General features: G+C 70.1%; 9 protein-coding genes and 1 tRNA gene. 6 read left to right on the forward strand and 4 right to left on the reverse strand.

The window, feature by feature from the left end:
* Window positions 1-5: 5 nt before the first annotated feature.
* A complete protein-coding gene (locus ACWIE7_RS12850; RefSeq protein ID WP_452100390.1) occupies window positions 6-485 on the reverse strand; it encodes a RidA family protein in 480 nt (159 codons plus the stop codon).
* The gene (locus ACWIE7_RS12855; protein ID WP_230929846.1) at window positions 485-655 is read right to left on the reverse strand and encodes a DUF4177 domain-containing protein; all 171 of its coding nucleotides are present in this window, start codon (window positions 653-655) and stop codon (window positions 485-487) included. Before ACWIE7_RS12855 ends, ACWIE7_RS12850 begins: the two co-directional genes overlap by 1 nt.
* Before the next feature lie 65 nt (window positions 656-720).
* On the opposite strand from ACWIE7_RS12855, the gene ACWIE7_RS12860 reads away from it, so the two are divergent.
* Together ACWIE7_RS12860 and ACWIE7_RS12865 are read left to right on the forward strand one after the other, a co-directional pair.
* Window positions 721-1779 carry an ArsA-related P-loop ATPase gene (locus tag ACWIE7_RS12860; RefSeq protein WP_452100391.1) on the forward strand — a complete coding sequence of 353 codons (1059 nt, stop codon included), beginning with the start codon at window positions 721-723 and terminating at the stop codon, window positions 1777-1779.
* A gap of 1 nt (window position 1780) precedes the next feature.
* Window positions 1781-2890 (forward strand): ArsA family ATPase, encoded by a 1110-nt coding sequence (locus tag ACWIE7_RS12865; protein ID WP_454069413.1) that lies wholly within the window; start codon window positions 1781-1783, stop codon window positions 2888-2890.
* Window positions 2891-2987: 97 nt separating this feature from the next.
* Here ACWIE7_RS12865 and ACWIE7_RS12870 read toward each other — a convergent pair whose 3' ends face one another.
* On the reverse strand, window positions 2988-3365 hold the full coding sequence (locus tag ACWIE7_RS12870; protein ID WP_454069414.1) for a WhiB family transcriptional regulator: 378 nt from the start codon (window positions 3363-3365) through the stop codon (window positions 2988-2990).
* Window positions 3366-3632: 267 nt separating this feature from the next.
* Between ACWIE7_RS12870 and ACWIE7_RS12875 the strand changes: the two genes are divergently transcribed.
* From ACWIE7_RS12875 to ACWIE7_RS12890, 4 genes are all read left to right on the forward strand, one after another.
* Entirely contained in the window at window positions 3633-6011 is a 2379-nt protein-coding gene (locus tag ACWIE7_RS12875) for a transglycosylase domain-containing protein (protein WP_454069422.1), read from the forward strand.
* Window positions 6012-6039: 28 nt separating this feature from the next.
* Window positions 6040-7023, forward strand: a complete 984-nt coding sequence (locus tag ACWIE7_RS12880; protein ID WP_454069415.1) for a metallophosphoesterase — start codon at window positions 6040-6042, stop codon at window positions 7021-7023.
* Between the two features lie 51 nt (window positions 7024-7074).
* Window positions 7075-7148 (forward strand) — tRNA-Pro (locus tag ACWIE7_RS12885).
* A gap of 171 nt (window positions 7149-7319) precedes the next feature.
* Window positions 7320-9455 (forward strand): acyl-CoA dehydrogenase family protein, encoded by a 2136-nt coding sequence (locus tag ACWIE7_RS12890; protein WP_454069416.1) that lies wholly within the window; start codon window positions 7320-7322, stop codon window positions 9453-9455.
* Between the two features lie 295 nt (window positions 9456-9750).
* Here the strand turns inward: ACWIE7_RS12890 and ACWIE7_RS12895 are convergent, their stop codons facing one another.
* Entirely contained in the window at window positions 9751-11256 is a 1506-nt protein-coding gene (locus ACWIE7_RS12895; RefSeq protein ID WP_454069417.1) for a hypothetical protein, read from the reverse strand.
* Window positions 11257-11528 lie beyond the last annotated feature (272 nt).

The raw sequence follows: 11528 nt of genomic DNA on the forward strand, positions 1-11528 counted from the left end.
CTGATCTATCCCTCGACCTCGATGATGAGCTCGACCTCGACCGGCGCGTCGAGCGGGAGCTCCGAGACGCCGACGGCCGAACGGGCGTGGACGCCCGAGTCGCCGAAGATCTCACCCAGCACGTCCGAGGCGCCGTTGAGCACGGCCGGCTGGCCGTTGAAGCCCGGCGCGGAGGCGACAAATCCAACGACCTTGACGATCCGCACCACGCAGTCGATGCCGACGAGACCGTCGACCGCGGCGAGCGCGTTGAGCGCGCAGGTGCGAGCCAGGTCCGTGGCCTGCTCGGGCGACACCGCGGCACCGACCTTGCCGGTCGCGGCGAGCGCGCCGTCGACCATCGGCAGCTGGCCGGAGGTGTAGACGAAGTTGCCGACCCGCGTGGCGGGGACGTAGTTGGCGACCGGCGGCACGACCGTCGGCAGCTCCAGCCCCATCTGCTCCAGCTTGCGGGTCCAGTAACCGGCGGACTCGGTCTCGGGCATCAGAGCTGACGCTTCATGTAGGCGACATGCTGTTCGCCCGTGGGGCCGGGCAGCACGGAGACCAGCTCCCAGCCGTCGCCTCCCCACTGATCGAGGATCTGCTTGGTGGCGTGCGTCAGCAGGGGAACCGTCACGTACTCGAACCGGGGGGCACTGGTGGCTTCGCTCATGCCCCCACTCTAGGGAAGTCGGGAGCGACCCGCGCGGGATGGTCACTGGGCTTAGTCTGGAGCACATGCCGTCCACTGAGAGTTCGGGCCCCCAGGCGCCACCGCGGCCGACCATCGCCGACGAGTTGTCGACCGGCTGGTCCGACGACTCGAAGCGCGCCGATCTGCACTACGTGTCCGGAAAGGGTGGCACCGGCAAGACCACGGTCGCCGCCTCCCTCGCGCTCGCGCTGGCCTCGACCGGCAAGAAGGTCCTGCTGGTGGAGGTCGAGGAACGTCAGGGCATCGCCCGGATCTTCGACCGGTCCCCGCTGCCCTACCGCGAGGAACTGGTCGCGCGGGTCGACGGCGGCGGCAAGGTGTACGGACTGGCGATCGACATCGAGGCCGCGATGCTCGACTATCTCGACACGTTCTACCGCCTGGGAGTGGTGGGCAGGGTCATGAAGTCGGTCGGCGCGATCGAGTTCGCCACCACCATCGCGCCCGGGCTCAAGGACGTGCTGCTCACCGGCAAGATCTACGAGGTCGTCACGCGCGAGCGCGCCAAGAAGGAGGTTGTCTACGACGCCGTGGTGGTGGACGCCCCGCCCACGGGCCGGATCGGCAAGTTCCTCGACGTGACCACCGCGATGGCCGACCTCGCCGGCGGCGGCGGTCCCATCCGTCGCCAGGCGGAGGCGGTGGCCGAGCTGGTCCACTCCGAGCGCACCGTCGTCCACCTGGTGACGCTGCTCGAGTCCCTGCCGGTGCAGGAGACCCTCGAGGCGATCACCGAACTCAAGGGCCACGGCCTGCGGATGGGACAGGTGGTCATCAACCGCGCCGAGTCCCGGCATCTGGACGACGCCGCGCTCGAGCGCGTCGCCGAGGAGGAGATCGACGCCGCGGCCGTGCTCACCGGCCTCGAGGCCACCGGTGTCGAGGTCGACGACGAAGGGCTTCAGGGGCTCCTGGTGGAGGCCATCGAACACGCGCGCGTCGCACGCGGTCAGCTGCGGGCCGGCGAAACGCTGACGTCGGCCGGATGCCCCACCCTCGTCCTGCCCGCCCTCCCGCACGGGGTCGAGGTCACCGATCTCTACGACCTCGCCTCCGCCCTCGTCGACCAGGGAGTCCGCTGACATGGCCAGTCATCTCGACATCACCGCACTGCTCACCGACCTCCAGACCCGCGTGGTGGTCTGCACCGGGGCCGGCGGCGTGGGTAAGACCACCACCGCCGCGGCCGTCGCGTTGCGGGCCGCCGAGCTCGGCCGCGACACCGTGGTGCTGACCATCGACCCTGCCCGCCGGCTCGCCCAGGCCCTCGGGATCGACGAGCTCTCCAACGAGCCCTCCCCCGTGGAACTCACCGCGGAGCAGGGCGAGGCGGGCGGGTCGTTGCACGCGATGATGCTCGACATGCGTCGCACGTTCGACGAACTGGTCACCGCCAACACCACGCCCGAGAAGGCCCGGTCGATCCTCGACAACCGCTTCTACCAGACGATGGTCACCTCGTTCGCGGGCACGCAGGAATACATGGCCATGGAGAAGCTCGGGCAACTGCTCGAGGATTCGACGTGGGATCTCGTCGTCGTCGACACTCCTCCCTCCCGCAACGCACTCGACTTCCTCGACGCCCCGAGCCGGCTCGGCTCGTTCCTCGACAGTCGGCTCATGCGGTTGCTGTCCGCGCCCGGCCGCGGCGTGGGGCGGCTGGTGACCGGCGCGATGAGCACGGCCATGCGTGGGGTGTCCGCGGTGGTCGGCTCATCGATGCTCAAGGACGCGTCCGAGGTGGTGGTGGCGCTCGACACGACCTTCGGCGGGTTCACCGCACGCGCCGCACGCACGCAGGAGATCCTGCGGCGCAAGGGCACCGAGTTCCTGGTGGTCTCCTCGGCCGAGCGGCCGGCGCTGCGCGAGGCGGCGTTCTTCGCCGAACGACTGTCCGAGGAGAACATGCCGCTGTCGGGGGTGGTGATCAACCGGACGCACCCGCGGCTGACCGACATCAGCGCCGAGCAGGCCGGGGCCGCCGCTGACCGACTCGTCGGCGAGAGTCCCGAGGCCGAAGCCGTGCTGCGTATCCACGCCGACCGCGCCCGGACCGCCCGGCAGGAACTACGCCTGTTGGAGTCGTTCACCGACACCCACCCCGACGTGCGGATCGTGGGCGTGCCCTCGCTGCCGTTCGACATCTCCAACATCGAGGCGCTGCGCGCGGTGGGCGATCAGCTCTGCGGGTAGGGCTGGCCGCCCGCCTCTGCCCGGCGTGACCGCCGAGCGGCCGGGACGCCCGTCGAGCGGCCGGGAAGTCCGTCGACGAACCTCCCGGCGCGAGGGGTCAGTAGACGGCGGAGTGTCGCTCGATCTGCTGGGCGAAGAAGTCCGCCCAGGACCGGACCTCGGGGTGCTGCTTGAGCAGTGCGCGGCGCTGACGCTCGGTCATGCCGCCCCAGACGCCGAACTCGACCCGGTTGTCCAGCGCGTCGGCACGGCACTGGAGCAGCACCGGGCAGTGACGGCAGATGGAGGCCGCCTTACGCTGGGCGGCTCCGCGGACGAAGAGTTCATCCGGATCGATCTCCTTGCAGCGGGCCTGGGCCACCCATTCCTGGCGGCCCTCCCCGATAATGGTCTCCTCGGAGCCGAGAGGATTGCTTGAACCGGGGCGGACCCCGACGTCGGAGGAGCGGGAAGTCCCGGGAAGGGTAGCCGTCATCGAAGAACCCCTGTCTGCAAGGAACAACGGGCGCCAGTCGCACGCTGTTCCGGCCTTCTGAATACACCCGGCGCGGCGTACTCACCGTGTCCGCGAAGGCCTCGCATGGGCTGAGACCTGTGATGAAGGTCTCATTCATTTCGAAACGCCTCGCGTTCCCTCATATTGTTACCGCAGTCACACAACAGAAGTAAAGAGTCGTGTCCAGGTCGGGCCGCAGAGGGTGGTGTAGCGGGGGTGGTCACGTACTCTGTGCACGTGTCAGGTATGAGTTCGCTGGGGAAGCTGGTCGCGACGTGCGTCGCTGCCGGGGTGGTGGCTGCCGGGGCGCTGTTCCCGCTGGCCGGAGCGGCCGGACTCGCGTCCAACAAGATGGCCGATTCCTTAGCCGGAACGTCGGCCGACCTGATCAAGGGCGACCTGCCGTCCATCTCCACGGTCACCGACGCGAACGGCGAGCCCATCGCCTGGCTCTACGACCAGCAGCGGGTACTCGTCCCCAGCGAAGAGATCTCGCAGAACATGAAACTCGCGATCATCGCGATCGAGGACCGGCGATTCGCCGACCACAACGGGGTGGACTGGCGCGGCACGGTCCGCGCCGCGCTGACCAACGCCACGTCCGGCGAGGTCGAGCAGGGCGCGTCGACGATCGACCAGCAGTTGGTGAAGAACTACCAGTTCCTGGTCTCCGCGGAGAACGACGCGGAGCGCCGGGCCGCGGTGGAGACGACCCCCGCGCGCAAGATCAAAGAGATCCGTATGGCGCTCACCCTCGACGGCGAGATGAGCAAGGACGACATCCTCACCAAGTACCTCAACCTCATCTCGTTCGGCAACGGCTCGTTCGGCATCCAGACCGCCGCGCAGACGTACTTCGGTGTCGACGCCGCCGACCTCACGGTCCCCCAGGCGGCGATGCTCGCCGGAATGGTGCAGTCGACCAGCCAGTTCAACCCGTACGCCAACCCCGAGGACACCAAGCAGCGCCGCGACACCGTCATCAGGACGATGGTCGACACCGGCGCCATCACCCCGTCCGAGGGCGCGCAGTTCGTCAACGAGCCCCTCGGCGTTCTCGAGCGGCCCAACTCCCATCCCCGCGGCTGCATCACCGCGGGTGATCGCGGGTTCTTCTGCGATTACGTGCTCCAGTACCTCGACGAGAACGGCCTGAGCCGGTCGATGGTCGAGGAGGGCGGCTACACCATCCGCACGACCCTCGACGAGACCGTCCAGGCCAACGTCCAGCGCGCGCTCGACACCTACGGCAACCCCGCCACCGAAGGCGTGGCCGAGGTGATGAGCGTCGTGCGCCCGGGCAAGGAGTCCCACAAGGTCGTCGCGATCGCCTCGAGCCGCCAGTACGGGCTCGAGTTGGGCGACAGCCAGACCGTCCAACCGCAGCCGTTCTCCCTGGTCGGTGACGGTGCCGGCTCGGTGTTCAAGATCTTCACGGTCGCGGCGGCCTTGGAGAAGGGCATGGGTGCCGACACGACCCTGTCCGTGCCGAACCGCGTCCAGGTGTCCGGGCTCGGTGCGGGCGGCGCCCGCGGCTGTCCCCCCGGCCAGTACTGCGTGGAGAACGCGGGCTCGTACCCGGGCTCCCTGTCCGTGACCGACGCCCTCGCCCAGTCGCCCAACACCACGTTCGTCAACCTCATCAAGGACGTCGGGGTGGCCCCCACCGTGGACATGGCCACGCGCCTGGGCATGCGCTCCTACGAGCGCAAGGGCACCGCGGCCGACGGCGACTCGATCAGCGGGTTCATCAAGAAGAACAACCTCGGCTCCTTCACCCTGGGCCCGTCGGCCGTGAACGCGCTCGAACTGTCCAACGTCGGTGCCACCCTGTCCTCCGGCGGCGTCTGGTGCCCCCCGAGCCCCATCGAGTCGATCACCGATCGCACCGGCAAGCGCGTCGAACTGAACGAGCCGGGCTGCGAGCAGGTTGTCGACGAGGGCCTCGCGAACACCCTCGCCGTCGCGATGTCCAAGGACGCGGTGGGCGCGGGCACGGCGGCCGGGGCGGCCGGTAGCGCCGGGTGGAACCTGCCGATGTCCGGCAAGACGGGGACCACCGAGGCCAACCGCTCGTCGGCGTTCCTGGGCTTCACCAACAACTACGCGGCGGCCGTCTACGCCTTCAACGACGGCACCACCACCACCGAGCTGTGCACCAGCCCGCTCCGGCAGTGCTCGTACGGCAACCTGTTCGGCGGAAATGAGCCCGCGCAGACCTGGTACTCGGCGTTCTCCCCGATCTCGGACATCTACGGACCGGTGTCCCTGCCGTCCCCGGATCCCGCCTACCAGCGGGGCACCAGCCGATCCGGCATGCCGGACGTCGAGGGGATGAGCCAGTCCGCCGCGACATCACTGCTCACCAACGCCGGCTTCATCGTCAACACCCAGTTCGTCTCCGGCGCCGGGCGCCCCTACGGCACGGTCGTGGGCGTCGACGGCGGGACCGGCATCCCCGGATCCCAGGTCACGTTGCGGGTATCCGACGGCTCCGGCGGCGGAGCGGGCGGCGGCGCTTCCGGCGGTCAGGGAGCCAGCGGACCGAACGCCCCGATCGGCGACGAGCCCGTGGTGCTCGAGGTGCCCGGATTGGCCCCGATCACCATCTCACCGCCGAGATAGGCCCGCGTTTCGCCGGTAGTCTGGACGGATGCAGCGCCCCACTCGCAAGACCCGCAGTTCCACTCAGTCGGCCACCCGTGCGGCGGCCCTGGTCGCCGGGGCCGTCGTCGCCGGGACCGCCTACGCGAGCGGCTGGGAGCGCAACAATTTCGCTCTGCGCCGCCAGTCTCTGCCCCTGCTGGCCCCCGGGTCCGAGCCGCTGAGGATCCTGCACATCTCCGACCTGCACATGATGCCGGGTCAGAGGCGTAAGCAGCAGTTCCTGACCTCGCTGGCCGCGCTCGAGCCGGATCTGGTGATCAACACCGGCGACAACCTGTCGAGCGAGCGGGCGGTGCCGTCGGTCGTCCAGGCGCTCGGCCCGCTACTCGGCCGGCCCGGGGCGTTCGTGTTCGGCTCCAACGACTACTACGCGCCGGTGCCCAAGAATCCGCTGCCCTACATCGGGATCGGCCGGAAGAAGCACTCCTCCATCCCGTTGCCGTGGCGGGATCTGCGGGCGGCGTTCGCCGAGCGCGGCTGGGTCGACGCCACCCATCGCCGCGCCGAGATCAATGTCGACGGGCGTCGTGTGCTGGTCGCCGGCGTCGACGACCCGCATATCGGCCGGGACCACTACGACGAGATCGCGGGGCCCGCCGGTCCCGCGTTCGATCTGCGCATCGGCCTGGCGCACACCCCGGAGCCGCGCGTTCTCGACCGGTTCGACGCGGACGGCTACGACCTCGTGTTCGCCGGCCACACCCACGGCGGGCAGCTGTGCCTGCCGACGGGCGCGATCGTCACCAACTGCGGCATCGACCGCTCGCGGGTCCAGGGTCTGTCGGCGTGGGGTCGCAACCTCATCCTGCACGTGTCGGCGGGGCTCGGGACCTCGCCGTTTGTACCTGTTCGGACGTTCTGTCGGCCCGAGGCCACGCTGTTGGAACTGATCGCCGTTCCGGGAGGTGGCGACGACGACGCCGAGGTCCCGGTGACGCCTCTACAGGAACGGATTCCGCAGCCCGCCTGACCCGGTTTCGCGATTCTCGGGGTGGGACGCTAGAGTATCCATCGTTGTCACCGGGGTATGGCGCAGCTTGGTAGCGTGCTTCGTTCGGGACGAAGAGGTCGTGGGTTCGAATCCCGCTACCCCGACAATGAGAAGTCCCGGGTCACGGATGTGGCCCGGGACTTCCGCCATTTGCGCGCATTCGCTGACCTGCAGGATGACTGCGATCCGGAACTCCTGCTCTGTGGCGGCGATCTCCGTCACCTCTCCTCGGATTTTCGGTGCACCCCGGTCTCGCCGGTCCGTAAGGTCGTGGCATGACCTCCCAGAACGACGCCCCCCACGCCGATTCCGCCGCCGCCACCGAAGTCGGCGCCTCTGCCGCTGACGCCGCCGCGTCCGGCGCTGACGCCGCGTCCGGCGCTGCCGACGTCACCCCGTCCGACGCCGCCTCCTCGGTCCACCCGAACTTCGGCCGCATCACCACGAGCGGCCGGGGCAACGCCGAGCTGTCGGCTGCGCTGCAGAAGGTCCTCGACGGCGCGTGGTCGGATACGCGTGCGGAGACCCGCGCGGCCATGACCCGGGACATGGTCAACCCGCTCGGGCTGACCATGGAGGAGCAGCGGGCCCACACGTTGACGCAGTTGCAGCGTCTCGCCGAATCGGGGATGCCACGGCTCGGATTCCGCGAGGAGGACGGCGGCACCGGTGACACGGGCGCCGCCCTCACCTCGTTCGAACTGTTGGGCCACCTGGACCTGTCGGTGATGGTCAAGGCCGGTGTGCAGTGGGGACTGTTCGGCGGGGCGATCGCCAACCTCGGCGACGCGGAGACCCGCAAGAAGTTCCTGCCGAGCGTGATGTCGCTGGACCTGCTGGGCTGCTTCGCGATGACGGAGATCGGCCAGGGCTCCGATGTGCAGAACCTGGAGACCACGGCGACATTCGATGCCGAGACCGGCGAGTTCGTGGTCAACACCCCCACGCCTAGTGCGGAGAAGGCCTACATCGGCAACGCCGCGCGCGACGGCCGGCTGGCCGCCGTGTTCGCTCAGCTCGTCACCGTCGAGAACGGCGAGGAACTGCGCCACGGCGTCCACTGCCTGCTCGTGCCGATCCGGGACGAGGCCGGTGACGTCATGCCCGGCGTGACGATCACCGACCACGGCCACAAGGGCGGCCTGCTGGGAGTGGACAACGGGCGGATCAGGTTCGACGAGGTCCGGGTCCCGCGGGAGGCGCTGCTCAACCGGTTCGGTTCCGTCGACGAGCAGGGCCGCTATTCCTCGCCGATCGACTCGGTGGGGGCCCGGTTCTTCACGATGCTCGGCACGCTGATCCGCGGCCGGGTGTCGGTGGGCGCGGCGTCGGGCGCCTCGGCCCGCACGGCGCTGGCGCTGGCGGTGCGCTACTCGCTGATCCGACGCCAGTTCGACCACCCGGAGACGGGCAAGGGCATCCCGCTGCTGGAGTACCGCGAGCACCAGCGTCGCCTGATGCCGCTCGTCGCCCGCGCGTACGCCTACGCCTGCGCGCAGAACGCGATCGTGGCCGAGCTGGCCGAGTTCGAGGAGAACCCGGACGCCTTCGACGAGGTTCGTCGTCGCGAGATGGAGACCCACGCGGCCGGGATCAAGGCCACGGTCACCTCGTTCGCCAACGACACCATCACCGAGGCGCGTCTGGCCTGCGGCGGCGCCGGCTACATGGCTGAGAACCTGCTCACGGAGATGCGCAAGGACTGCGACGTGTTCTCGACGTTCGAGGGCGACAACGTGGTGCTCACCCAGCTCGTCGGCAAGGAGCTGATGAGCGCCTACGCGGCGGAGTTCGGCGACATGGACCAGCGCGAGACCGTGGCGTTCGCGTTCAACACGGTCGCCGACGTGGTGCAGGAGAAGGCCCGCACGTCGACGCTGTGGCAGAAGCTCGTCGACGCGGTGACGGATCGCGAGCACACCGACATCCTGGACCGCGGCAATCAGCTCGAGCTGCTCGTGGACCGCGAGGAGCACCTGCTGGAGACCGTGGCCCGGCGTCTGCGTAAGGCCCAAGGGCAGGACGGCTCGGCGGCGTTCAAGGTGTTCAACTCGGCCCAGGACCACCTGCTGCAGGCCGGCCGCGCGCACATGGACAGCTGGGTGTTCTCCCGGTTCGCCGAGGCCGTCGACGCCTGCGAGGACCCGGAGGCCAAGGAGGTCCTGGGCATGCTGTGCGACTTGTACGTGCTCGACATCGTGGACCGCGACAAGGGCTGGTTCCTCGAGCACAACCGCCTGACCACCGAGCGCACCAAGGCGGCCACCGCGGCCTACAACCGGCTGTGTACGAAGCTCGCCGGCCGGGCGCGGACGCTTGTCGACGCCTTCGCGGTTCCCGAGTTCGTGTTCGAGGTGCCGATGCTCAACGGCGGCGGCGTCGACAGCATCGCGGATCCCACCGACGCCTGACCGACGCCTGACCGACACCTGCCCGACGCCTGCCCCCTCCCGCCGCGGTTGCACGACATCACCCCGTAGCTGCAAGACATCTGGTGCGAGATCCGGCACGAATTTCGCACAGTTTGTCGTGCAACCGGAGGGGAGTGTCTTGCAACCGAACGGCTCGGCCGGGGTCGGGCGGATCGTGCGACGGGGTAGGGCCCGTGCGGCCGGGTAGCGGATCGTGCGACGGGGTGGCGGACCCGCGCGGCGGGTGGCGGACCCGGGTGAAGGGCAGATCCGAGCGGCGGTAGCGGGTTCCGGCTTATTTACGGTCGGCGGCCACGCGGACGGCCAATCCGGAGCACACGGCCACGGCGACCAGGACGACAGCCGCAGTCCACACGACCGAGCTCGATCCGGCCAACAGGAGGGCGTCCAGGGCTGCGGTGGCCTGCCCCGTCGTCGTCGCCGAGGTGGCCGTGACCACCGCCGACGGCGCGCCGCCCGCGACCCACACCCACCACGCCACGCCGGCGGAGAGCCCCGCGAGGACCACCGCGACGATCCGGCCCGGCCACTCCCCCAGCACCGCGCCGAGCGCGCGCCAGAGCAGGGAGGATGCGACGACGACGAGGCCCACCACCGCCACGACCGCGATCGCCGAGGTGACGGACGGGACATCCGCCGTGGCCAGCCCCCACGCGGACAGGCCCGCGGTGAGCACGATCAGGGCCAGGATCTGCTCGGCGAGCGAGGAGCCCGGCCGGCGGACGAGCTGGACGAGCAGCGCCCCCAGGACGGCGGCCGCGGCCACCCCGAGGATCCCGGCCGACGTGCGCCGCTGCGAGTCCTGTGCGGCCGCGGCGGCCTCGAGCCCGGCGTCGCCCTGTTCGGCTGCCAGGGCACGGCCGGTCTTGCCGATCGCGTCCTGCGTGCGGCCGGCCGAGTCGGACACACTGGCGGCGCCGTCGCGGAGGGTGCCGGCGCCGTCGGCGAGGGTGGCCGCTCCTGTGGCCAGTTCGCGGGAGCCGCGGGTGGCCTCGTAGATGCCGTCGCGCAGCGGGGCTCCGGGGGCGGAGAGCTGGCGGGCGAGTTCGTCGGCGCCACCGGAGAGACGGTCGAGGTCGTTCAGCATGCCCTGGTTCATGCCCTGGGACTGGAGCTGACTTTTGAGGCCCAGCAGGGCCTCGCGGGCCCGAACGTTCTCGGGGGCGTCACCCTGGAGTCGGGAGACGGCGTCGTCGATCGCGGTCAGGACCTGGCCCTGGATCACGGCGACACCGCGGACGGCGCCGACGAGCCGGCCCACCCCGCCGGCGAGTTCGTCGGCGCCCGTGCCCGCCTGCCCCATCCCGTTCTGGAGTTGCTCCATCCCGGCCGCGAGCTCGGCCGAGCCGTCGCGCAGCTGGTCCGCGCCGCCAGACAGTTCGGCGGTGCCGTCGCGCAGCTGGCCGGTACCGGCGACCGTGAACGAGGAGTTGGCCGAGGCTTCCGACAGTGCCGACTGGACGGGGCCGCCCGTGCCGGCGGCGGCGTCGGGCTGCTGTGGGGCCGGGCCCACCACGGCCCAGAGCGCGGCCAGAGCGAGCGGGATGACGATGAGGATCAGGCCGACGAGGCGTCGGATCACGCCCGGGCCGACGGTCGCGTCGTCAGGCTCATGCTCCTGCCCGGCTTCCTCCGCGTCCGCGTCCACCGTGGGTAGGACGTCGGTGTCCGGATCGGGTGCGGTGTCCGGATCGGGTGCAGGTCCGGTGCCCGCACCCGCGTTCGCGTTCGCGGCCGGGATCGCGAATGGCTTCGCCGAAGGTGACTTCGAGGGGCTCATGTCGGCAGCGTATCCGCTGGACAGCGACGTTCCCGCAGGTCACCCGGCACGTCATCGGATCGGTGTCACAGTCGGTTGTTAAACTCCTGCAAAACGGATCACAGCCGGAACGCCGCCGGGTGTGACCGGTGTGACCGACCTCGGCTGCCCCTCGCAGCGTCTGACCCCCGCGCGCTGCCGCCGCAGGAAGGAGCCATGAGCCCCGTCCTCGCAATCGCCGCGGCCGGACTCGCCGCACTGCTGGCGTGGCCACTGACCCGTTGGCTCGGGCG

Source organism: Dietzia sp. NPDC055343, assembly GCF_053645265.1.